The sequence below is a fragment of the Methylobacterium sp. WL64 genome (assembly GCF_008039945.1).
Classification (GTDB): domain Bacteria; phylum Pseudomonadota; class Alphaproteobacteria; order Rhizobiales; family Beijerinckiaceae; genus Methylobacterium.
Genome location: NZ_VRVA01000052.1, coordinates 14168 through 37862, shown reverse-complemented (window position 1 = coordinate 37862; position 23695 = coordinate 14168). Strand labels below are relative to the sequence as shown.

Annotated in this window: 17 protein-coding genes and 1 pseudogene; 12 read left to right on the top strand and 6 right to left on the bottom strand. The window is 66.1% G+C overall.

What is annotated here, in order from left to right; genetic code table 11:
• From FV242_RS35625 to bcsN, 4 genes and pseudogenes are all read left to right on the top strand, one after another.
• Positions 1-613: pseudogene (locus FV242_RS35625) on the top strand (cellulose synthase); the annotation flags it as partial.
• A complete protein-coding gene (locus tag FV242_RS19825) occupies positions 610-1755 on the top strand; it encodes a glycosyl hydrolase family 8 (protein ID WP_147909451.1) in 1146 nt (381 codons plus the stop codon). The pseudogene FV242_RS35625 and the gene FV242_RS19825, both read left to right, overlap by 4 nt.
• Entirely contained in the window at positions 1740-3716 is a 1977-nt protein-coding gene (locus tag FV242_RS19820; RefSeq protein WP_147940097.1) for a hypothetical protein, read from the top strand. The genes FV242_RS19825 and FV242_RS19820 overlap by 16 nt, the downstream gene beginning before the upstream one ends.
• Positions 3713-4699, top strand: a complete 987-nt coding sequence (gene bcsN / locus FV242_RS19815; RefSeq protein ID WP_243960345.1) for a cellulose biosynthesis protein BcsN — start codon at positions 3713-3715, stop codon at positions 4697-4699. The genes FV242_RS19820 and bcsN overlap by 4 nt, the downstream gene beginning before the upstream one ends.
• A 784-nt stretch (positions 4700-5483) precedes the next feature.
• On the opposite strand, the gene FV242_RS19810 is transcribed toward bcsN, so the two are convergent.
• Both FV242_RS19810 and FV242_RS19805 read right to left on the bottom strand, forming a co-directional pair.
• Positions 5484-6623: an MFS transporter gene (locus tag FV242_RS19810; protein ID WP_147940096.1), complete on the bottom strand. Its 1140-nt coding sequence runs from the start codon at positions 6621-6623 to the stop codon at positions 5484-5486.
• Positions 6624-6677: 54 nt separating this feature from the next.
• Complete coding sequence (locus FV242_RS19805) at positions 6678-7433, bottom strand: hypothetical protein (protein WP_147909156.1); 756 nt, start codon at positions 7431-7433, stop codon at positions 6678-6680.
• A gap of 358 nt (positions 7434-7791) precedes the next feature.
• On the opposite strand from FV242_RS19805, the gene FV242_RS19800 reads away from it, so the two are divergent.
• The 6 genes from FV242_RS19800 (at position 7792) to FV242_RS19775 (ending at position 16681) form a co-directional block, all read left to right on the top strand.
• Entirely contained in the window at positions 7792-9915 is a 2124-nt protein-coding gene (locus FV242_RS19800; RefSeq protein ID WP_147940095.1) for a bifunctional diguanylate cyclase/phosphodiesterase, read from the top strand.
• Between the two features lie 861 nt (positions 9916-10776).
• A complete protein-coding gene (locus FV242_RS19795; RefSeq protein WP_147940101.1) occupies positions 10777-12462 on the top strand; it encodes a bifunctional diguanylate cyclase/phosphodiesterase in 1686 nt (561 codons plus the stop codon).
• Between the two features lie 30 nt (positions 12463-12492).
• The gene (locus FV242_RS19790) at positions 12493-13440 is read left to right on the top strand and encodes a BLUF domain-containing protein (RefSeq protein WP_147940094.1); all 948 of its coding nucleotides are present in this window, start codon (positions 12493-12495) and stop codon (positions 13438-13440) included.
• Positions 13441-13595: 155 nt separating this feature from the next.
• Positions 13596-14171, top strand: a complete 576-nt coding sequence (locus FV242_RS19785; protein WP_147940093.1) for a PilZ domain-containing protein — start codon at positions 13596-13598, stop codon at positions 14169-14171.
• A gap of 364 nt (positions 14172-14535) precedes the next feature.
• Entirely contained in the window at positions 14536-15444 is a 909-nt protein-coding gene (locus tag FV242_RS19780) for a tyrosine-type recombinase/integrase (RefSeq protein ID WP_147940092.1), read from the top strand.
• A gap of 4 nt (positions 15445-15448) precedes the next feature.
• A complete protein-coding gene (locus tag FV242_RS19775) occupies positions 15449-16681 on the top strand; it encodes an IS91 family transposase (RefSeq protein ID WP_147909161.1) in 1233 nt (410 codons plus the stop codon).
• Positions 16682-17167: 486 nt separating this feature from the next.
• On the opposite strand, the gene FV242_RS19770 is transcribed toward FV242_RS19775, so the two are convergent.
• Positions 17168-18022 carry an NmrA family NAD(P)-binding protein gene (locus FV242_RS19770; protein ID WP_147940091.1) on the bottom strand — a complete coding sequence of 285 codons (855 nt, stop codon included), beginning with the start codon at positions 18020-18022 and terminating at the stop codon, positions 17168-17170.
• Between the two features lie 86 nt (positions 18023-18108).
• On the opposite strand from FV242_RS19770, the gene FV242_RS19765 reads away from it, so the two are divergent.
• Positions 18109-18846 carry a TetR/AcrR family transcriptional regulator gene (locus FV242_RS19765; RefSeq protein ID WP_210248944.1) on the top strand — a complete coding sequence of 246 codons (738 nt, stop codon included), beginning with the start codon at positions 18109-18111 and terminating at the stop codon, positions 18844-18846.
• A gap of 353 nt (positions 18847-19199) precedes the next feature.
• Here FV242_RS19765 and FV242_RS19760 read toward each other — a convergent pair whose 3' ends face one another.
• From FV242_RS19760 to FV242_RS19750, 3 genes are read right to left on the bottom strand one after another with little or no spacing between them, the layout of a single operon-like run.
• A complete protein-coding gene (locus tag FV242_RS19760; RefSeq protein ID WP_147909162.1) occupies positions 19200-20480 on the bottom strand; it encodes a cytochrome P450 in 1281 nt (426 codons plus the stop codon).
• A gap of 20 nt (positions 20481-20500) precedes the next feature.
• The gene (locus FV242_RS19755) at positions 20501-21775 is read right to left on the bottom strand and encodes an NAD(P)/FAD-dependent oxidoreductase (protein WP_147940090.1); all 1275 of its coding nucleotides are present in this window, start codon (positions 21773-21775) and stop codon (positions 20501-20503) included.
• On the bottom strand, positions 21765-22010 hold the full coding sequence (locus tag FV242_RS19750) for a ferredoxin (RefSeq protein ID WP_147909164.1): 246 nt from the start codon (positions 22008-22010) through the stop codon (positions 21765-21767). The genes FV242_RS19755 and FV242_RS19750 overlap by 11 nt, the downstream gene beginning before the upstream one ends.
• Positions 22011-22119: 109 nt before the next feature.
• Here FV242_RS19750 and FV242_RS19745 point away from each other — a divergent pair, with 109 nt between their 5' ends.
• Positions 22120-23604: a PAS domain S-box protein gene (locus tag FV242_RS19745; protein ID WP_147940089.1), complete on the top strand. Its 1485-nt coding sequence runs from the start codon at positions 22120-22122 to the stop codon at positions 23602-23604.
• Positions 23605-23695: the final 91 nt, after the last annotated feature.

The window sequence follows — 23695 nt, the reverse complement described above, 5'->3', positions numbered from 1 at the left end:
CCCGCCGACCCAGACACAGCCGGCCCAGTCCCCGCCCCAGGCCGAGGCGGCCGCCGGCCCGTCCCAGACCTCCGCGCTCTCCTCCGACCGCGACCTCATCGATCGCTGGGAAGCCTCGACGCGCGGCTCGCGCCAGATCTGGTCGGCCCTGGACGCCGTCTGGAATGAGATCACCGGCACGGTGCGATCCCTGCGCCAGACGGTGACGGCGCAGATGCGAACGGACGATGCGGTCGAGGTCCCGGCCACGGCCTCGCTGCTGATCGCCGAGGGGCCGCCGGTCCAGTCGAGCAACACCGTGATCGTCACGGCGCCGAACGCGTCGCTGCTGAAGGCATCCGTTTCCTGCCTCGTCGATCCCGTGGTCTGGGCCCGGCTGGGCGGCAGCGCCGCCTTTCTCGATGCCTCGACCGGCGCGCTCGTGACGTCCCGGCCCGAGCGGATCGAGATCGTCGAGACGCAGCCGCGCTCCCTGGCGAACCTGCGCCTCGTCTCCGCGGCCTGGCTGTCGATCAACCCGGAATATTACGTCGGCATGACCCTCGCCATGGCCCTCTGCCTCGGCCTCGCCACCACGAGTCTCGTGCGCAACGTCGGTAGGAAGAATTCATGAGCCGCCGCGACCGCTCCCCGCTCGCCGCGGCGATCCTCGTCGCGGCAATCCTGCCCGCCTCGGCCCAGGAGCAGCCGGTGGTCCCGCCGAGCACCGCGCAACCGGGCGCGCAGCCCGCTCAGGCTTCCCGCCCGGCGAATTCGGGACTCGCCGGCAAGCTCGGCAACGATGCCGCCTGGCGTGCCTACCGCACCCGGTTCATCACCGATCAGGGCCGTGTGGTCGACACCGCCAACGGCCAGATCAGCCACAGCGAAGGCCAGGGCTACGGCATGCTGCTCGCCGTGGCGGCGGGCGACCGGGTGACGTTCGAGCGGATCTGGGGCTGGACCCGCGCCAACCTAATGGTCCGCGGCGACGAGCTGCTGGCGTGGCGCTGGTCTCCGGACAAGAGGCCGGCGGTGGCCGACATGAACAACGCCACCGACGGCGACATCCTCGTCGCCTGGGCCCTGACCGAGGCGGCCGAGGCCTGGAACGAGCCGAGCTACCGCACCGCCGCTCGGCGGATCGCCATCGAGTTCGGGCGCAAGACCATCCTGTTCAAGGATCCGCACGGGGCGCTGCTGCTGCCTGCGGTCTCCGGCTTCTCCGCCCGGGAGCGGCCGGACGGGCCGCTCGTCAACCTGTCCTACTGGATCTTTCCCGCCTTCCCGCGCCTCGCCCTGGTAGCGCCGGAATACGATTGGGCGGCCCTGACGCGCAGCGGCCTCGCGCTGCTGCGCCAGTCCCGCTTCGGCCCCAGCAACCTGCCCACCGAGTGGATCTCCGCCAAGGACGCCCCGCATCCGGCCACGGGCTTTCCGCCGCTGTTCTCCTACAACGCCATCCGCATCCCGCTCTACCTCGCCTGGGCTGGGCTGGTGCGACCCGACGACCTCGCGCCGTTCCAGGCGCTGTGGTCGGGCGCCGACCGGGAGCGGCTGCCGATCGTCGATACCGGCGACGGGCGCAAGGTCGAATGGCTCACCGAGGCCGGCTATTTGGGGATCCCGGCGCTGGTGGCCTGCGCCCTCGACGGCACGCCCTTTCCCGAGGATGCGCGGGGCGATATCGGCAATCAGAACTACTATCCGGCGACCCTGAGCCTACTCGCCCTGACCGCGGCCCGCATGCGCTACCCGTCATGCCTGAAGTCCTGACCGGTCGTTCCCGGGCCCGCATGCGGCGGGCCGGTCCCTGCTTTCTGCTGGCGCTCGTTGCCGTGCCCGCCGCGGCGCAGAACGCCGTCCCTTCGGCCCGGCCCGAGCCCCGCATCATCTACGGCGACGGCCCGCGCGCGCCCGCGATCCTGGCCGACCCGGCCACGTCCCGCACCACCGACATGGTCGACGAGAGCGCCCTGCGCTACTACGCCGCCCAGAAGCAGACCGCCCGGATGAAGGCCGAGATCGCCCGGCTCAAGCGGCTCTATCCGGGCTGGAATGAGCCCCCGGATCTCAACGCCCTGCAGCCGAGCCCGCCCGAGGAGGCGGCCCTTTGGGACCTGTTCACCGCGGGGCGCTTCGACGATCTGCGCGCGGCGATCGCCGCCCGCCGCTCGATCGATCCCGCTTGGCAGCCCTCCGAGGAACTGGCGCGCAAGCTCCGCCGGGGCGAGTTCCGGTCGCGGATCACCGCGCTGACCGGCAAGGAATCCAGCGCGATCATCGATCTCTACCGGGCGGATCCCGGAGCCCTCGATCCCCTCGACGTCCAGAGCATCTGGATGGTCGCCGATGCCCTCGGCGATTCCGGTTCGGGTGACGAGGCGTTCGAACTGTACAAGTCGATCCTCGACGGCAACGCCGATTCCGGCGTGCGCCTCGCCACCATCCAGAAGACGATGGCGCACCTGCGCATGGCGCAGGCGGAACGCCTGATCGAGATGGGACACCGCGGCCCGAACGGGACCTCCGAGTTCGACGCGATCCGCCTCGACATCACCCGCGCGCGGATCGCCGCCTTCCTGCACGAGGAGAGTGCGGAATCCCCCACCCCGGCCGACCTCGCGGCCTTCCAGACCGTCGCCCGCAAGAGCGGCGATCCCAGCCAGACCAGCCTGCTCGGCTGGTACGCCTACAAGCGCCGGCAGTACCGGGAGGCGCTCGAATGGTTCAAGCAGGCGATCGCCCGGGGCGGCGACGCCATGGTCGCCCATGGGCTCGCCCTCACCCTGCGCCAGCTCGACATGCAGCGCGAGGCCGAGGAAGTCGCCTATGCATGGCGCGACCGGTTCGTGGGCAACGAGCTGCTCTACATCGACATCCTGGAGCAGAAGCTGACGCTGCCGCGCCCGCCCGCGATCGAGCCCGCGCGCATCGCCCGCTACGCCCAGGTCGTTACCGCGACCACCTCCGGCGAGGGCGCCCAGGGCCTCGCGTGGTACGCCTACAATTCCTGCCAGTTCGACACGGCCCTGGAATGGTTTCAGCGGGCCGTCGCCTGGATGCCGAGCGAGGGCACCGTGTTCGGCTACGCCCTGACGCTCCAGCGGCTGAAGCGGCAGCGTCCCTTTCTCGAGACGGTGAACCGCTACGACGGCCTCTTCCCCAAGGCGGTCGATCTGCTGTTCCAGGACGCGACCGCAGGGTCGCCGCTGCCCTGCGACCCCGCACCGCCCGTCGCCGCGGCCGCTCCCGGGCGTCACGCGGCCGCTCCGGGCAGGGCCGAGGTCGCCCCCCTCAACCGGGTGCCGCGGCCGGATCTCCCGAACGCCGCGGCCGATGCGAAGCCCATCGCGGTTCAGCGCAATGAGTTTCCCCTGGCGGTGTCGATGGAGAACGGCCTGCGCTACCCGCCGCCCGGGCTGGCGCGGATCCTGGCCGAGCCCGTTCCCGCCGGCACCTACGCGAGAGAGCCCACGGCCTCGGCGCCGCCCCTCGTGGCGCGGCGCGTGCCCGGCGCGGGGCCGATGCCCTATGAGCGCTTCGGCTACGCCCTGCTGCCGGATTATCGCGGGGGGGACAAGCCCGAACTCCTCTCGCCTCCTGCCCCGGGAACGTTGTGGCAAGACCAGCAGGCCGAGCGGGGGCGGCCCGAGAATTCCGAGGCGAAGCGGTTTCAGTTGCCCGCACGTTCGGCCTTCGACACGTCCGCCACGACCGAACGGACCGGCCCGTGAGGCGCATCGGAGTTCTTGCCGCCCGGATCGGCGCACGCATCGGCGTCATCCCGTGGCTCCTTGCGAGCGGCGCGGCCATCGCACAGCCGGCTCCCGTTCTGGTGATGCCAGGTGCCGGGACCGTCACGGCGGTGATCGAGACACGCGAACGCGACGGTTTTGACCAGCGCCTGCGCTATGCTGGCGGCGACGGCCGCAACCATGCCGAGCTTGCCCTGCGCAGGGAGACCGCCGATCTGCTCCTCGCCTTCCCGCCGCGGCTAGCCAAGCCCAGCGAGTTCGGGATCGCGGGGGAGATCGCCGTCCGGTTTCCGGGACAGGCGATGACCGTGCGGCCGCCGCTGCGGAACGCATACGGTCCGATCGGGATCGCCCTCGGCGTCGATTGCCTCTACGCGTGGCAATGGATCGATGGCGACCGCGGCGACAGCCCCTCCGGCGGCCAGCCGGCACTGTTTCAGGCCGAGCCGGTCGCGCGACGCCGGGCGATCTCCCTGAGGATCCGGATGTGCCGCACCGCTGAGGCCAGCCTCGGCGACCTCGTCCGTGCGGTGGAGGGCCTGCGGATCGCCCTGCCGGGAACGCGCCTCCTGCCGCCGGCCGCGCGTGTCCGATCCCAGAGAACCGCACCGAAGGCGGTCGCCCGTCGCCCTGGCAAGCCAGCCGCCGGCGAGGCGGAAAAGGCCGAGATCCCGCCGCCGCGGAAGCTGCCACCGCCGCAGCAGCCGGTCGCGGCGCCCGTCTCTCCGCCGATCGCGGCGCCCGTCGCGCCGCCGATCGCGGCGCCCGATCAGAAGCGCTACATCGTGCCGCCGAACCCGCAGGCGCCCGCTCCCCTGCTGCCGGAGGGCATTAACCAGCGCTACATCACGGATGGCGGCGGTCCCGGGACCGCACCCAAGCCGGTCCCGGGCCAGGCGCCCGGCGAGACCTTCTTCCGTGACCTTCCACCCGAAGCCTATCGGCCACCCTCGGTCCGATAGGCCGTCCTTCATCAGGCCTGAAGCCATCCTGCATGCGCGGGAAGAGCGGCACGATCTGAGCCGCCCAGGATCTCCTTAGGCTCGCTTCGTCTCATCTTGACTCGCCCTCGCGCACCAGGCAGCGAGAAGCGTCGCGAGGGCGTCGGCATCCAATCCATAGTTGTACGGCAAACCGACACCGCGCCCGGCGAGGCGGCGGTTGATTGCGGCGATCCGGTTATTCGCCGCGCTTGCATCGTCGAACACAACCTTCCGCTGATGCCCCAAGCGACGCAGTCGTGATTGATGAGGCCGTTGCCATTTTCTGGGCCCGCTACGGGATAGAGCGTTGGGCATAGACCATCGCAGCTTGCTGATTATCCGCCGCCGTTCGCCCGGTGCTAAGCTAACTTGATGTCCGCTTCGGAGATGGAGACAGCGCTGGCTGAATGGCAGATTTGGGCGCAGAGCCGAACGACCGCTTTGGCGCGGGTCGGCGATCCGGCATGGCGTAGTCTGGCCGAAAGCAGTCTGTCTGCTTCGGAGACGAGCCGCCCGAAAAGCGGACGAGCTTCTAGCGACCCAACTCTGTCATCCAGAGCAGGCTTTGTAGTGCTCTAAAGCGGTCGCTCGTGCGCCAACAATCGCAGCGGCGATCTAGCTGCGACCGCCGCGCAAGTAAGCGCACTGGTTCGGAAAGGATTTCGCGTCTCCGCCACTGAAATATTGATCAAGGCTGTCTCGGCCGCTGGTGGACACCTCCGCCTAGCGATTGAGCAAGATGACTCCCCCGCCCATGCTTCCATTAGACTGCGACCGTCTGACGATGCGGTGCTAGCAGGAGCATGCCAAGGGCCGCAAGCATGGCCATGCACGCCCCGAATAGAACCGGACCCGCAACGGTGTGCGTCACATTGCGGATCAGACCGGCGACCGCCGGCAGGCCCGTCATCGATACGTAGAAACTTAGATAGAACATCCCCATGCCGCCGGCGCGACTGTCCGCGGAGAGCAACTCACCCGGAAGCGCCAGTAGCAGCCCCGCCGGCAGCCCGAAGATCACGGCCAGGACCACGAAGGCGACGATCGTCTGGGGACCAAGCGCCATCGCGACGGCCGCGCTGGCAACGAGCATGAGGCTCGCGACCGTGAAGGCTACAGGACGCGCCACGCGCTGCGCGATCCAGCCACCCGCGGGCAGCACGACGACGAGCACCCAGCCAAGGACACTCGCGATGAAGCTGGCGTTGGCCAGGGTGTAACCGTTCGCCAGAAAGAGGTCGGGGGCCGCCGACACGAAGATGACAAGGGACACGTTGTAGAGGCCCCAGACGGCGCCGGCGCCCGTAGCAAGCGCGTAATCGCGCACTCTTAGCCCTGCAGTTGCGGCAGAGCGCATATCAACGCGCTGAAGTGGGTCGCGGTAAAACAAATGTACGAGGACCAAAGCGAGGAGGCTTGGCAGCGCGCTCACGATTGCGATGCCGCTCCAACCATAGACGATGCCGGTCGCCGGCAATGTCACGAGCCCGAGCGCAATGCCGAGGGGCCAGCTTGCTACGAAGATGCTGAAGGCGAGCACGGCGTCACGACCGGCGAACCAGTCCGTAACCATCCGCGTGAGTACGACGTTCAGCAGAACCCCGCCTGCACCGCTGATGATGCGGCCGGCGAACAGCATTGGCACCTCTATGGTGACCATCGTCAAGGCGCCAACCACCATCAGACCCAAGCCGATGAGGACGATGGGCTTGCTCCCGAACCGCTGGGCCAGCAGACCGCCCGGCAGAGCGAGCACGATACCGGGCAGCATGTGGCAGCCGATCAGAAGGCCGAGCTGCGCAAAGCCCAGTTCCGTGCCTTCCGTCAGGGAGAAGGATCCGGCCGCGATCGACTCGAACTGATAGGCGATGGCCGACCGCGCGATGAAGAGGACGGTCAGCATGAGCCATCGTCGGTTATTCACCGGCGTGTTGAGCCGTCTGGACAATCGCTTCCCTTAAACGCTGAAGTTGCGCTCCACTCGAGCCGGCTCGATCTGCCAAATATTGGTGAGGGTGTCATCAGTCTCCACCGGAGTGTAATTTGACGCAAACAGGCTTGCGCGCTCTGCATCGGTAGACGCCAGGAAGGGATACCGGGCCTCGACGGTCTTCTTCACGTCCAGATAGTTCACGACTGACAGGCCTACCGGCTTCGTGAGCTTCGGATAAGGTCGAGCCTCACACAGTTCTGTCGCACTCCAATAACGGCGATAGAAGGCACGATGCTCGGGGCGGATGGCGAGCAGGATGTACTCGCCCTCAAAATGCTCCATTGCCAGCCACGCGAGTCGCAGTGTCAAGTAGGGCAATTCCGGCAGGCGGCGCGAAAGGTTGAGATTCGCGACGAACCGGGTGGGGTCGACGATGATGCAGCCGGCATCGATCATCGGCTCGATGATGTCGGGGAACACGGCGGTCGTCGGCAGGGCACTCGCGTATGGCAGGGTGATGTTGAGACGGATCGACCCCGAGAGCGCGCCATCGACGTATACACCGTAAATGAATGCGTTCTTCTGCTCGTCGACGGCATCGGTGAAACGCTTATCCGCCCGGGCGGTGATCGCGCCCTCCCGTAGGTAGGCTTCGTAGCGGAGGCGGAAAATCGCTTCGCGGTCTTCGGTATCGATGGCGCGACGATACGTGATGCGCTCAAGCAGGGACACAGCGCGCGCCTTGAGTCCTTGCGGGCGCATGGCTTCGATCGTCGACATCAGGGATCCTCACTAGCTCGGTAAGGAAACCTTAACCTTATTCGCAGCGATTTTGCACGCTTGGCCAATCAATAATTTTTTGCGGAGCAGGATACCGTCAGCGACGTCCCGCTGCGGGCCGGGTTGTTCCGGTCTGCCCCGACAATCTGAGTTCGTGGGTTGCCCGCGGCGAGGACCTTGACTGGACCTCACCCTTTGTCACAGCGGCCGTGGCATTGGACTCGTCTAAGAGCGAGAAATGCAAGCAGTCCCACCGATACTTAGTGCCGAAATACGTCGAGATCGATCGCGGCGTTAATGGTATTGAAGTGTCGTCGCGGCATCGTCATTCTGACGTGCTGTCGATGGATTCCTCATCGTGCTGATTTCTAGCTCGCAATCAGGCGATGTGGTCGCGCCTCCCACGCGGGAAGCCGCTCAGGTGCGGACGTCCCTCGTCGAGGCCAATCGTTTGTTGGTCCTGGCCGAAGAGATGGCCCATGTGGGTCATTGGCAATTCGACCAAATCTCCGGCCTTGGCTATTTCTCGGACGAGGCGCGCCGCATCTTCGGTTTCGCGGAAGACTTGAAGATCACGCGCGAACCGGTACTGATGGCCTACCATCCCGAGGATCGCGCGCGGGTCCTGGCGCTGCTGGCCGACCACGTCGCCGCTGGCACCCGGTTTGAATACCCAGCCAAGATCGTTCAGCCGAGCGGCGAGGTCCGCGTACTGCTTGTGCGAGGTCGATGCGACCGCAATGCGGCAGGTACATCCGTCGTGACGTTCGGAACGGTGCTGGACGTCACCGAGATCCGCCGCACTGAGCAGCGTCTTCAGGAGACCAGCACGCTGCTAACGAACACCCTGAACACGATGGATCAGGGACTGCTCATGGTCGACGCCGACGGCATCGTGCAGGTCTGTAACGCTCGTGCCATCGAACTGCTGGAACTGCCCGCCGCACTGATGCAGTCGAATCCGAGCTTCTCGACGGTCGTGCGCTATCAGCAGGAGCAGGACGATTTCCGCAAATCTGATCCGGGTTTCCAGCGCTGGGTTGCGAGCGGCGGCCTGGAGTCGCGGCCGCAGACCTATGAGCGCGAGCGCCCGAACGGCACCGTCCTGGAAATAAGGACCGTGCCGCTGCCAGACGGTAGCGCGGTGCGCACCTTCACCGACATTACAGAGCGCAAGCAGAACGAGAGGCGCATCGCGCACATGGCGCGCCATGATGCTTTGACGGATCTGCCTAACCGAACTCTGTTTCACGAGTGCCTGAACCAGCGGCTCGACGACATGCGGTGGCGTGGGGGCGGGTGCGCGGTGCTTTTTCTTGACCTCGACCGGTTCAAAGCGGTCAACGACACGCTTGGTCATCTGGCAGGCGACGTGTTGCTACGGGAGATGGCCGGCCGTCTGAACCAGGTTGTTCAGATCGGCGACTTGGTCGCGCGCCTGGGCGGAGACGAGTTCGCCGTGCTTGTTTCCGAAGTCGACCGCGTAGAGGCGGTATCCGATCTAGCTGCTCGTCTGGTCGCCGCGGTACGAGTGCCGACGCTCATCGGCGCACAATCCGTCGAGGTCGGCGTCAGCGTGGGTATCGCCTTGTCACCCGAGCACGGCACGGATGGCGAGACGGTCTTCCGGCGCGCCGATCTCGCCTTATACCAGGCGAAGGCGGACGGGCGCGGCACCTTCAGGATCTTCGAATTTGGGTTCGACGATCGGGCCGCCGAGCGCCTCAGTCTCGAGAGCGACCTGCGGCATGCAATTTCGAGCGAGACGCTCGCCCTACATTATCAGCCTCAGGCTCGGAGCGACACGGGCGAAATCGTCGGCTTCGAAGTCCTCGCCCGCTGGACCCATCCCACACGGGGACCGATCGCGCCGGCCACATTCATCGGTCTCGCCGAGGAAACCGGCCTGATCTTGCCGCTGGGCGAACTAGTCTTGCGAGCAGCCTGCCGCGAGGCGGCAGGCTGGGTCCGGCCGCTCAAAATTGCGGTCAACCTGTCCCCCCGGCAGTTTTCTCAGACCGATCTACCCGAGCGAATTCTCGCAATCCTGGCCGAGACTGGCCTATCGCCGGCCCGACTGGAGCTTGAGGTCACCGAGACGGTGATCATCAACGATTTATCTCGCGCCCTAGCCACCCTGTGCCGCCTTAAGGCGATGGGCATCCGCATCAGCATGGATGATTTCGGTACGGGTTATTCGTCGCTGGCTACATTGCAAGCGTTTCCCTTCGACAAAATCAAGATCGACCGGTCCTTCGTAAGCAGCATGGACGCCAACCCGCAATCGAAGGCGATTGTCCGAGCCGTCCTCGGTCTCGGTCGCAGCCTCAAGATGGGTGTTGTCGCGGAAGGGGTCGAGACGGCGGCGCAGCTGCGATTTTTGTCAAAGGCGGGCTGCGACGAGGTTCAGGGGTACTTCATCGGACGCCCTCAACCCATCGAGAACTTTGCTGATCTTATTCATGAAATTGATAAAATTTAGACAGATAGCGTAATTGGTTAAGCAAGACCAGCGGATGTATTTCCTAGCAACGTCCTTCATCGCCGGTCGCGATAAGCGCTAAAGCTTTCCTTAAAATAATTGTAATAATCCTTGTTTCGGAAAATTATTTTTTCTTAGTTATTGACTGAGCAAAAGACGGTGTTGCGACGAACGGCACCAATACGATTGCCAGGCACACAACGCTGATCTCAAATAGAAAGCGAACTGCCCGTTTTGGCAGCTTCCGTATTAACTGAAGTCCGCTTTTCACGCGCCTTGACCAAATGTAGACTGAATGAATTCTACCCATCTGAGACGCTCAGGCCAGCGCTTCGTGTATGCTGCATCTGGCCGAAAGCTGCCTGTCCGGTTTCTGGCAGACCGTGGCTCGAAGCAAACATGCCCGCCTGACCGAGCGTTTCACCGGCGTTTGAAAGTCCGACATATTTTCCCGACAAAAAATGAGCCGGTTTGGTAGGGCTTCTGAAAGTTGGGACGACTCGTGGGGAAAGCGATCGGATACCCGACATATGATTGATAGGACAATTGTCCTTTTTAGGGGAGTGGTAACGCATGCTGTTTCTGATCAGCGATCTAAACCCTAATGAGACAAGGGAACGATCTCGCAGCCTTAGCTCACCTACGCTTCGCGCTATCAGATGGGCTCAGCGGCGGACGGCCCGAAACGTACGCTGCGACAAACGGTATATCAAACAATCCCGATAGCCATGCACCTCACATTAAAACACTCGTCCTTATAAGTGTCCTATTCGTCCTCTCATATGCTGCCCGGCAGCCTCAATCGAAGGCCCTCGTGGGATGAGCGCTGATCTGCATCACTTCGGCGCTTCACGGCGCAAGATGGTGCCACCTACGATCTGGTTGGAACCAAACTCTGCTCCGGACCTCATCTGGAGCCGATATCTCGATGTAATACGGCATGGCCTGTTGATAATCGACGCCTCAGGCCGGGTCGTTATCATGACCAACCCGGCCGAGCGCCTACTCAACAATATGAAGTTTGAGCAGACGGCCAATCTATCCTCACGGCAATTGCTTCGAGCCCTGTGCACGGGCGCTTCGCAATCGCGGCAAGAAATCTTCGAGGCCCTGCGAGGCGCACGCGACCTCCAAACGTCCGCTTCGTTCGAGGTGGCGGGCCAGGATCACACGCTGCAGGTCGAGATCCGTTCCGTCGCGGGTGAAGGTTGGGTTGCAACACTGGAGGATGTGAGCGCCCGCAAGGCGAACGAGGCGCGCGCTGACGAGTTGGCGCGTCTCGATCCACTGACGGGTCTGCCAAACCGCCTGCTCCTGCGAGAACGTCTGGCTGAGGCCCTGGCACGCTTGCAGCGCAACGAAGAGGCGTGCGCTTTACTCCTCATTGATCTGGACCGGTTCAAGCCGGTCAACGACACGCTCGGTCATCCGATCGGCGACGCACTTCTGGCGAAGGTCGCCGACCGGCTGCGATCGACCGTGAGGCCCACGGACACCGTGGCCCGGATCGGTGGTGATGAGTTCATCATTCTGCAAACCGGCATCCGCGGGGCAGCCGACGCACAGGCGCTGGCCCGGCGCCTCGTCGATCTGATCGGCCGGACCTACATGGTCGAAGGCCACCTCCTGACGATCGGAGCCAGCGTCGGTGTCGCGCTCGCGCCCGCCGACGGGACCAGTGCGGACAAGCTCCTGAAGAACGCCGACCTAGCCTTATACCGAGCCAAGCTCGACGGGCGCGGGACGTACCGGTTCTTCGAGCCAGAGATGGACGCGCGCATGCAGGCGCGCCGCCGACTTGAACTCGACATGCGTCAAGCCTTGGCGCGTCGCGAGTTCCAGCTTCACTATCAGCCACAATTGCAGCTCGACGACGATAGGCTGATTGGCTGCGAGGCCCTGATCCGCTGGAAGCATCCCGAGCGCGGGATGATCTCGCCCCTCGATTTCATCCCGCTGGCGGAGGAGATCGGTCTGATCGTGCCGATCGGCGAGTGGGTCATCCGTCAGGCCTGTCGCGATGCGATGACGTGGCCCACGGGGATGTCGGTCGCGGTGAACGTCTCCCCCGCTCAATTCAAGAGTGACCGGCTGGTCGAGACGATCATCTCGGCACTCGCCAGCTCAGGTCTGTCGGCTAAGCGGCTGGAGGTCGAGATCACCGAGGGCGTCCTTTTGCAGGAGAGTGAGAGGACCTTGCAGACGCTCCATCGACTGCGCGAGCTCGGGGTACGCGTCTCGATGGACGACTTCGGTACCGGCTACTCGTCTTTGAGCTACCTGCGCAGCTTCCCATTCGACAAGATCAAAATCGACAGGTCCTTCGTGAAGGACCTGTCGGGCAAGCCCGATGGGGACGCAATCATCCGGGCGATCGCAGGCCTCGGCAAGAGCCTGGGCATGACCACGGTCGCCGAAGGCGTCGAGACGCCGGAGCAAATGCAGCGCATTCGCGTTGAAGGCTGCACCGACGTGCAGGGCTACCTCATCAGCCGGCCAATACCAGCGGATGACCTTTTGCAATTCATCGCAAGCTACCAGCCCTAATCCTGATCCACCTAACTCGTCGGATGTCCCATGAGTGAGCTCTATCGCCTAGTCTACGCCAGCAAAAACCTGTTTCACGGATCTGAGGCTGAACTGACGGCCGTTGTCGGGCAGATACTGGCCGCATCGCAGCGGAACAACGCTCGGGCGGATGTGACCGGAGCGCTGATGTTCAACGCTGGTGCCTTCGCTCAAGTTTTGGAGGGACCAAGACAGGGGGTCGAAGAGACCTTCGAGCGGATTCAGTGCGATGGCCGTCATGGCGACGTGACGGTTCTTCAGTGCGGTCCGACGGAAAGCCGCAACTTCGCGAACTGGTCCATGGCCTTCGTCGGCGCGTCCGCCGGGGGGCAAGCACGCTTCAACCGTCTCGCAGCTGAGAGCGGGTTCGACTTGTCCAGGCTGGACGGTGATGCCGTGTTCGCCATGCTACACGAACTGGTGTTGGAGGAGGAGGGCGTGCCGCGCTCCCTCGTCGCCGCTCCGGCGATCGAACCCGCCGAAGTCCATTCCCCAGCAGGGCTCGATGTCGAGCAACTGAAGGCGGAAATCGCGCAGCTTCGACCGGCTACGGCAGCCACGCTGATGTCATCACCAGCGAGCGATAAGCGGACCCCTGAGATTGAGAGTGATGGGCCACGATCCCTTACCACCGGCGATGTGAAGCGCGCGTCGAAGGGAACGACCGACGCTGCCCTCTACGTCCTCAAAGCCGCCCTGGCGAGTGAGCGGCAACGCACGAGCGATCTACGAACTGAGATCGATGCGTTGCAGGTCGCGTTGGCATCCAGCGAGGATCAGCTTGATGCTATGCGGGTAGAACGAGATCGTTGGGCTGGGCGCGCGCAGCTTCTCGCGACGGCGATGGCCCAGGAAGCCGGTGACATCCAGATGGCATCTCAGCGCGTCGGCTTGTTTGAAGCACGACTGAACGGGCAGGCGAGTTCGGCAGACGCTGCAGACGTTTTTGCCGCCTGAACACAACACCCCGGCAATGCCGTTCGCGCTGTGCGCCGCGTGCGCCTTCTGGGTCTACGTGTGGCAAAGGCGCTGGCGGTCGTGGAAAGCTTGATAGGTTGCTTTGATGGAGTTCTGGTGAGTGCCGTTCGCCCTGTCGTTGAGGCGTTCAGCGCATGATCGAACGAAAAGCCACCACACGACACCCTATGGTCGTCCCTGCCCTATGCCTTCGCCGCGACGGATCCGAGTTCCACGCGGTCACCGTGGACATCTCGTCCGAAGGATTGAGACTGCGGTCGGCGACGCTGCCTACCGTCGAGGAGCGCCTAATCTGCAACATCCGCGGCATCGGAGCAGCTCAGGTCTCGGTCGTGTGGGTGGGAAACTGCGACTTCACAGTGCGGATCTTCGGGAAAGCGCCCTCGCCAGGTGAGGTGGCACGGCGCTTCATCGAGCTGGCACGCCGGCAAGCGAAGCTGTCCGATGTCGTGCGCGTCCACAAACGGATCGTCCCGGAGCGTACAGCGGTGGAAGTCGTACTGGCGAATGGTCGGCGTGTGCCCGCGCAGATCCTGAACCTGTCGGCCTCGGGCGTGGCGCTGGCGTTGGATAATCCTCCAGCGGTGGGCGAAGTGATCCTCGTTGGGCGACGACAGGCAATGGTCGCCCGTCGAATTGAGCGAGGTATCGGTGCGGCCTTCCTCGAACCGCTCGACGACACAGCCATCAGCGAGCACACTGCGCTTTGAGGCGAAATTTTCAGCTGGTCACGTAAAAACCAGCGATGGCGGCCTTATGCTGTCGCATAATCAAGACAATGCCCCAATTTCGCTGATCTGGTGCGCTATTTACATGCGTCTGATCCGGCAGTCGGGAAAACGATCGGATAAGCGACATTACCAAGCTATGCACTGGACGCGCATTCAGTTGCGGGAGGCGGATCAACGGAGTTGCCGATAGGAATGGCAGGGTTGGGTGGTTGAACGAACCCGCTCGCGCGGGATGGGTGGCAGCTTCGAGGCTTGCGGATTGACCCGAGCGCCCTGCGCCAATTGAGCGCCGCCCAGCCCGGGCGGACGATCCCGGCTCCCTTACTTCGAGTGGAGCCATCCCATGACCATCCTCGCCGTTCCCGCCGCTGCCGGCGGCTCGCTGCGCCAGCGCCTGATCGACGACATGACCCTGCGCCGGTTCTCCCGGGCGACGCAGCGCAACTACATCCGCGACGTCGGGCGGCTGGCCGCCTTCCTGCGGCGATCACCCGATACCGCGACCGGCGACGACCTGCGCCGCTTCCAGATCGCCCAGCAGGAGGTCGGCCTCGGCGTGCCGACCATGAACGCCATCGTCTCCGCCCTGCGCTTCTTCTTCGTCCAGACGCTCAACCGCCCCGATCTCGCCCGGGGGCTGGTCCGCCTCAACCAGCCGCGCACCCTGCCCGACGTGCTGAGCGCCGGCGAGGTCGGGCGTCTGCTCGATGCCACGGTCTGCCTGAAGCATCTCGCCGCCCTGTCCCTCGCCTACGGCGCGGGACTGCGCGTGGCCGAAGTCGCCGCGCTTCGGATCGGCGATGTCGACTCGACCCGCATGCTCCTGCGGATCGAGCGTGGCAAAGGCGGCCGCGACCGCAACGCCATGCTGTCGGCCGATCTCCTGGACCTGCTACGGCGCTGGTGGCGCGAGGGGCACCGGCAGGGCGTCCTGCAGCGCCAGGGCTGGCTGTTCCCCGGGCAGGACTGGACACGGCCGATCAGCACGCGCCAGCTGCACCGCGTCGTCGTCGAGGCGGCGCGCTCGGCCGGGATCCCCAAGCGCATCGGTCCCCATACCCTGCGCCACTCCTTCGCCACCCATCTCCTGGAGGACGGCGTCGACATCCGCGTCATCCAGGTTCTGCTCGGGCACAGCCGGCTCGACACCACCGCCCTCTACGCCAAGGTCGCCACCCGAACGGTGCGGGCCGTGACCAGCCCCCTCGACAGGCTCGCCCTGTTCCACAGGCAGGGGCCCGCGCCGGGCTGAGGCGATGCCCGCCACGACGGGCACGACGACGGCCGCCACCATCGAACTGGCCGACGTCTTCCGCGCCGCCGGTCCAGCCTACCGCGCCGATCAGGCCGGCCATCTGAGCCTGGACACGCTGAAGGTGATGGCGGCAATCGAGCACTGCCGCACGGCCAGCCTCGGCGGCCATGTCGAGGGCTGCGATGCGTGCGGCCACCTGCGCATCGCCTACAACTCCTGCCGTAACCGGCATTGCCCCCGCTGCCAGGGCGCGGCGGCCCGCGACTGGCTCGCCGCGCGCGAGGCCGACCTCCTGCCGGTCGGCTACTTCCACGTCGTCTTCACCCTGCCCGCCGAGATCGCCGCCATCGCCTTCCACAACAAGGCCGCCGTCTACGACCTGCTGTTCCGAGCGGCGAGCACCACCATGATGCGGATCGCCGCCGACCCGAAGCACCTCGGGGCCCGCATCGGTCTCACCGCCGTGCTCCACACCTGGGGCTCGGCCATGACCCACCATCCCCATCTCCACATGATCGTCCCCGGCGGAGGCCTCTCGCCGGACGGGACCCGATGGGTCGCGTCGCGCCCTGCCTTCCTCCTGCCGGTGCGGGTGCTGGGCATGCTGTTCCGCCGCCTGTTCCTCGAAGGGCTCGCCGCCCTCCACGAGGCCGGGACGCTCGTCTTCTTCGGCACCCTGGCTCCGCTCTCGGATCCCAGGGCCTTCGCCCGCGCGCTCGCCCCGGTGCGCAGGAAGCGCTGGGTGGTCTACGCCAAGCCGCCGTTTGCCGGGCCGAAGGCCGTGCTCGCCTACCTGGCGCGCTACACCCACCGCGTCGCAATCTCCAGCCGACGCATCCTCGCCTTCGACGGGGCGAGTGTCAGCTTCCGCGTCAAGGACTACCGGCGCGACGAGGCCGGACGGCCGCGGGTCATGACCCTGTCGGCCACGGAGTTCATCCGGCGCTTCCTGCTCCATGTCCTGCCGCGCGGCTTCCACCGCATCCGGCACTACGGCCTCCTCACGGGCGCAAACCGGAAGGCGGGCCTGGCCCACATCCGCGCGATCCTCGGCGTCCCGGCCCCGCCTCGCCCCACCGCCGACGCGCCCGATCCGCAGGACAGCCCCGGCAAGGCCCGCTCGCCTTGCCCCTGCTGCGGCGGTCCCATGATGATCGTCGGGTCCTTCGCGGGCTGGCATCAGCCCCGGGGGCCGCCGTTCCGCTCCACGTCGCACCGGGCCGGTTCGCCATGACCCGGCATGGCCTGACGCCGCCAACCACCCGCGGAGCCGCGCCCCGGGGCATGCCTCACCGTGTGCCGAATGCCAGGATGGGCCGCGCAACCGCGATCGTCGAACCCCGGTCGGCTTCGCCAAGACCCGGGGGCCCGCCAGTCCGGCAGCCCTCAGCCTCGCAACCGGCGAGGTTTGCCCACCGTTGCTCCGCCCCTGGGGGCGATGCCTAACCCAAATCCCCATAGGACCGCCCGCCATCCCGCGGGTTCGTTCATCCACGACTTTCGTACGCCTCGCGGCGACCGAAACTCTTCAGGGTTTCCGCCGGTCCGCTTCTGAGCACAATCTTGATGAAGCGGACGTTGCCGTCCCGCCTGCCCCCCGATCCAACGCAGCCCCTCTGAAGGTGCGTTTGTCAGCAACTCAGCTGGTCCCGAAGAACCGACCGCCGTGGTGTTTGACCAGCGGTTCGACGATTGCGGGCGGGAGGGCTGACATCTGCGATCAGAGACCCGCGGCTGCCAGCACCTCGTGCATCGTCTGGGGCGGCCGGCCCAGCAACCCCTCCAACGCAGGGTCGGTCGCCGCGAAGTCCCCCCGGCGCGCGGCCTGGAACGTCCCAAGCAGCATGTTGGCGTAGAGGGCAGGCATCCCGCCTGCGATCTTCGCGTCTCGCCATTCCACGTCGCCGATGACGGTGTGGCGCACGGCGCGCCCGGTCACCTCCGAAGCGATCGCCGCCACCTCGGCCATGGTCACGGCCCGGCCCGCCGTGAGCGGGGGCGTCGGGCCGTCCCACCCGTCTCCCGCCGCCAGGATCGCCGCGTCGGCCTCCGCCAAATCGGCGCGCGCCGTCCAGGCGACTAGCCCGTCTTCGGGCGTGCACAGTTCCCCGGCGCGCAGCCCGTCGCCAACCATGAAAAGGCAACTCTCGGCGTAGAAACCGTGGCGCAGCGCTGTCCACGACCCGCCGCCTGCCAGGTCCGTCTCCGTGCCGGCGTGCTGGTCGGCGGGCGGGAAGGACGAGCCGAGCCGTGCGCCGGCATGGCTCGTGTATAGGATCCGTCGCACACCGACGGCGCGGGCCGCGGCGATGGCGGTGCGGTGCAGGCGCAGCGCCTCCTCGCCGAGCTTGTTGGCCGAGACGATCAGCACCTGGTCCGAACCCTCGAACGCCGCGCGCAGGCTGGCCTCGTCCGCAAAGTCGGCTTGGCGGACCGCGACGCCCTGCCGGGCGAGGTCGGCGGCCTTGCCAATGTCCCGAACGCTGACCGCGATCCGCTCGGTCGGCACGCGGCGCAGCAGGTCCTCGACGACGGCCTTGCCGAGTTGGCCAGTGGCCCCTGTGACGACGATCATGCACAGTCCTCGTAACGATGGAAACATTATCGCTATATCAGCGATTTCGGTCGCCTTCAATCGCCGCTACCGATCCGATCATACCGATGCTACACCGCGCCATGAACGATGGACTGGACGGCGGGGACGATAGGCAGGACGCCCGGGCGCGCATCCTGGCGGCGGCGTCCGAGCTGATCGCTGACGGCGGCGTGGTGGCCCTGACCACCCGGGCCGTGGCCAAGGCGGCGGCGGTGCAGGCACCGACGCTCTACCGCCTATTCGGGGATAAGCGCGGACTGCTCAACGCTGTGGCCGAGCATGGGCTGGCGACTTTCCTCGCGCGCAAGCGGGCGGTGCCGCCGCACCCCGACCCGGTCGAGGGCCTGCGTGAGGCCTGGGACGCCTACATCGCCTTTGGGCTGGCCCACCCGGCGGTGTTCGCGATCACCAACGAAATAGGCGCGCCGGCCTCCGGGTCGCCGGCCATGCTCGCCGGCCTCGCGATCCTGCGCGAGCGGGTGGGGCGGATCGCGCGGGCCGGTCGGCTGCATGTGCCAGTGGAGCGCGCGGTGGCGCTGATCCACGCCGCGGGCGTCGGCACGGTGGCGACCCTGCTCGCGACGGACGAGGACGTGCGCGACCCGCAGCTCTCGCCCCTGGCGCGCGACGCGGTGTTCGCCGCGGTCGTCGGCGACCCGCCCGCGCCGGACGGGGTCAGCTTGGCGTCCCTGGCGGTCGGCCTGCGCGCGCACCTCGCCGCGGCCGCAGCGCTGACGCCGGGCGAGCGCCTCCTGTTGAACGAGCTGCTGGGCCGGCTCTCAGAGCCGACCGAAGCCGAATGACCGCTCCAGGGCCTCGAGTTGACGATAGCCCCCACCCAACTCGAAGTTGCCGGACGGCTGGCGAACGACCGCTTCCGGCAAGCGTCGATCGCGTCCCTAGCGGCCGGATTGGGTCGATACCGGACGGTCCGCTTCGCGTGAGGCTATAGCAATCGCCACCAATGTCGGAAATTCCATCGAATAAGCAACATCGCCACTCACGCTACCTGGCGTTGAGTTCCAATAGGGCTTGCGTAGTGGAACGGCTTCGCTGGAACTCAGCCGTGCCGTGCATAAGGGCGATCTGAAAACTATCAGCGGGACAGACATAGCTCGTTGGTCTAATGGCGACCAATCGCAGGCACTGACGTCGATTAAAGGATCCGCTCGACTGCGACCAGCAAACGCTCAGGTCCACGCAGGGTCGCCGGACGCCGGTAGGGTGGAGGATCCTCGATCAAGCGCGGAGCCTTGAGGCGGCGAGCCAGCGCAGTGAGCGCGGCCTCAGCTTCGAACCGGCCCAGAGGCGCACCGACGCAGTAGTGCATGCCGCCGCCGAAGCCGAGGTGGCGGGTGCCGATGCGATCCGGATCGAAACGATCCGGATCGGTGAACGCGGCCGGGTCGCGATTTCCAGCAGCGAGCATCAGGATGAGAGCCTCCCCCTCGGGGATCGTAGTGCCGGCGATGTCGATGGCGCTGAGCGTCTTGCGGCTAACGAGCTGCACCGGCGGGTCGTAGCGCATCACCTCCTCGATCACGCGCACGGCTCGGCCTGGGTCGGCACGTAGGCGCTCCAGCTCGCGCGGATGGCGCAGTAGCGTGAGCCAAGCGTTGGCGATCAGGTTCACCGCGGTCTCGTGACCGGCGACGAGGATCAAGATCGCGGTCGAGATTAGATCGAAGTCGCCCATCCGGTAGCCGTCAGCAGTGGCCTGGTTGGCCAACCCCGAGAGCAGGTCGTCGCGCGGCCGGCGGCGCTTTTCGGCGATGAGGTCGGCGAGGTAGTCCGAGATGGCATCGAAGGCCCTAGCGTTCTCCATACGGGTCTCTTCGCTGACCGCGACACCGGGTTCGACCGCTGTGGCGAGCTGGCTCGACCAGTCGTGGAACCTGGCCTCATCGCCTACCGGCACGCCGAACAGTTCGCAGATCACCGCGACCGGAAGCGGGTAGGCGAGATCTTCGACGACGTCGATCTCCTGAGCACCCACCTTGCGGTCGAGCATCTCGGCGACCAGCCGTTCGGAGCGGATGCGCATCGCGTGGACGCGCTCGGGGGTGAATTGCTGAACGGTGGCGGCGCGCAGAACATCGTGCGCGGGCGGGTCGCGGAACAGGAACGGCTGGTGCCGGTCAGTGATCCGATCCTTGATCGGGTTGACGAGGTAATCGGTGATCGGATTGCCGACGGTCGGCCGCTTCGTCGGCGGCTGGGTCTCGACGCTGAGGCGGGGGTCGTTCTGCAGACGCGTGATGGCGTCGTGGCTCGCCGCCACCCATACGCTTCGTGCTTCGTCGCCCGACGCACCGCCCCCCTCTCCCACGTCGTCTTGGCGCAAGATCCCGGTCTGCCGCAGCTGGGCGTAGAGCGGGTACGGGTCGACGCGGTTGGCGTAGTCCTTGATCTGCCCGAGAAGGCTGGGGTCGGCCATGGCGTGTCCGCGAACTGGCGTCAGGAGAAGCCCGGCGCGAGGATGTCGAGCGCACCGGACCGGTCGGTGGCCGCACCCGCGGGCGGGAAGGGCGCGCTCTCGGCGATGAGTGCGGCGTAAGCCGGTAGCCAGCGCCCACAATCGATCGATACGGCAGCGATGCACCGCCCGGCCCGGCCGTAGAGGGCGAGGAAGCGACCCGTAGCCGGGTCACCGTGCGCGATCGTCATCGCATCCGCCCCATCCGTGAGGCCAACAGACTTGATCGTGACACCCGCTTGCCCGGACCAGAAAGCCGGCAGCGCTGCGTAGCCCTGTCCAGGCTTGCCATCGGCGAGCAAACGGCCGGCATGCACGCCCTGCGCAACCGCATGACCCCAGTGCTCCACAGCGATGCGGCGGCCGCCGTAGAGCGGGTGTGGGAAGCGCGCGACGTCGCCTGCCGCCGCGATCGCGGGGTCGGGTCGCCCATCCACGTCGAGGACATAGCCGTCTGCATCACAGTCGACCCCGCCTGCGTCGAACGACAGACCGGATCCATCGAGCCACTCGGTGTTGCGCACGGCGCCGAGCGCGGTCACCGCTATGTCGGCGTCGATTGTCGTGCCATCGACGAGGTGCGCGCGTACGAGCCGGCCGTCCGCCCCCTCCAACCACTCGACCTCGGCTCCGAGACGCAAGTCGACCCCGCGGACCTCGTGCATCGCACCAAGGATTGCGCCGAGATACCGACCAAATGCGCGGGCGAGCGGCGCCGAGCCCAATTGCACCAGGGTCACCGGCAGGCCGAGTTGCCGACAGGCGCTCGCCACCTCACAGCCGATCAGCCCACCGCCGATCACCAGCACGCGCCTCGGGCCTCGAGTGAGCGCCTTACGCAGGGCGACCGCGTCGTCCCGACCACGCAAGGTGTGGACTCCGGCGAGCCTGCCCTCGTGCGGGTTCGGCCAGGGCCGGGCGCGGGTTCCGGTAGCGATCAGCAGACGGTCGTAGGCCAGTGCGGTCCCATCCGCGAGGTGAACCATCCGGACCGTACGATCCAGACGCACAGCCGGACTGCCGAGATGCCAGTCGACGTCTTCACCGAGGCTGCTCGGCAAGGTGGTGGCATCCGGGGCGATCTCGCCGGTCAGGACGTGCTTCGAGAGTGGCGGCCGGTCGTAAGGACGGTAGGGCTCCTTGCCGATGATCGTGAGCGAGCCCAAGAAACCTGCTTCGCGCATCGCCTCGGCCCCGCGTAGGGCCGCGAGGCCTGCACCGACCACCACCGCACGGCCGGGCTGACTATGTCCCATCGCATGTTTTTCCCTGGCCCTGATCCTCGACCCGGATCGCTTGCACGGGACAGGCGACGCGCGCCTGCTCGATATCGGCGCGGGCGCGCGTCGTAGGAGCAGGATCGTAGAGCAGCGCCTCGTGCCCCTCGATGCGGAAATGACTTGGTGCTGCGTAGCAGCATTGAGCGTAGGCCTGGCACAGATTGAGGTCGACGCTCACCCGAAGGCCGGGCTGCGGGGCACGAGCGGACATGCTTGGCAACTACGACCCACCGTACCGGTTCCGCTTTCTCCCTAAATGACCCTTCATATAAGGGCTTTTCCTGCATTCGAACGTTGGCGTTCCGCGAGGAGAGACGCCGATGGTCGATGAAACGCGTCACATACAGATGCGGCAGATCGTGGCTGGCCTGTCCGAGGGCGTGATCCTGATCGAGCCGGATCAGACCATCGCCTACGCGAACACCGCCGCCGTGATGATGCATGGAGTTGCCGACGTCGGCGATCTCGGCGCCACCGTGTCCGAGTACCGCGCGAACTTCACGCTGCACTACCGCAATCATCGGGAGATCGGCCCGCTGCAGCATCCCCTCGACCGGGTGCTCGCCGGCGAGGTGTTCCGCGACGTCGTGGTCGAGTTGGTCCCAAAGCGGGATCCCACACACAGGTGGATGCATCGCATCCGTAGCCTGGTGACCATCGACACGGATGGCACGCCGAGTGGCCTCGCCCTGGTGATGCAGGACGTGAGCGAGCGCTACCAGGCCGAGGCCCGGTTCGAGCGGATGTTCAACGCCAACCCGGCCCCGGCGATCATCTGCCGGATCGCCGACCTGCGCTTCGTCCGGGTCAACCACGGCTTTCTCGACCTCACCGGGTACCATCGCGACGATGTGCTCGGCCGGAGCTTCTGCGAGATCGACCTGCTACGCCAAGCCGAGCGGCGCGAGCTGGCGATCCATCGCCTGCACGCAGGCCGCACCATCCCGCAGATGGAGGCTCAGCTCGCAACGCCTTGTGGGAGGGGCCGCTACGTGATCGTGGCCGGGCACGCGATCGAGATGCCAGGTCCGGGCGGCGTCGAGCCGTGCATGCTGTTCACCTTCGCCGACCTGGAGGATCGCCGGAAGGCCGAGATGGCCCTGCGCCACAGCGAGGAGCGCTTCGCCAAGGCGTTCGACCTGTCACCGGTGCCGAGCGCGTTGATGGACGCGGACGGGTTGGAGATCACCAGCGTCAACCAAGCCTTCGTCACCACCTTCGGGCACGCCCCTGAGGTCGCGGGTGGCCAGTCGCTCGCCGACCTCGCGCTCTGGGTTGACCGCGTCGAGCAGCGCAAATTCTCCCGGGATTTGAGACGGCTCGGCAGCGTTCGTGGCTTCGAGGCCACGCTGCAGGATGCGGCTGGCACCGAGATCGACTGCCTCGTCTCGGCCGAGCGGGTGAGCATCAACGATGAGGCCTGCGTCCTGTGCGTCGTGCAGGACATCACCGCCCGCAAGCGCTCGGAGCGCGAACTGATCACCGCCATCGAGGCGGTGATGGCGGACGCATCGTGGTTCAGCCACGGGGTGATCGACAAGTTGGCGACCCTGCGTCAACCGTCACGCTCTGCCCGGCCATCGCTCGGAGTCGAGAACCTGACGATCCGCGAGCAGGACATGCTCACGCGGATCTGCCAGGGCGCCACCGATCAGGAGATCGGTGCCGAACTGAAGCTGTCGCCGAACACGGTGCGCAATCACGTCTCCGGGCTGTACCGCAAGCTCGGGGTCAACCGCCGCAGCGCGGTGGTGGTGTGGGCGCAGGAGCGCGGGATCGGGCCGAACACGCGGCACCGACGCTAAAATCGATGAAAATCGTGACAGAACTACCAAGTCCATTTAGTGCAATCGTACTTTATGTAAATCATCGGAACTTCAAGTAGATTATCTGATT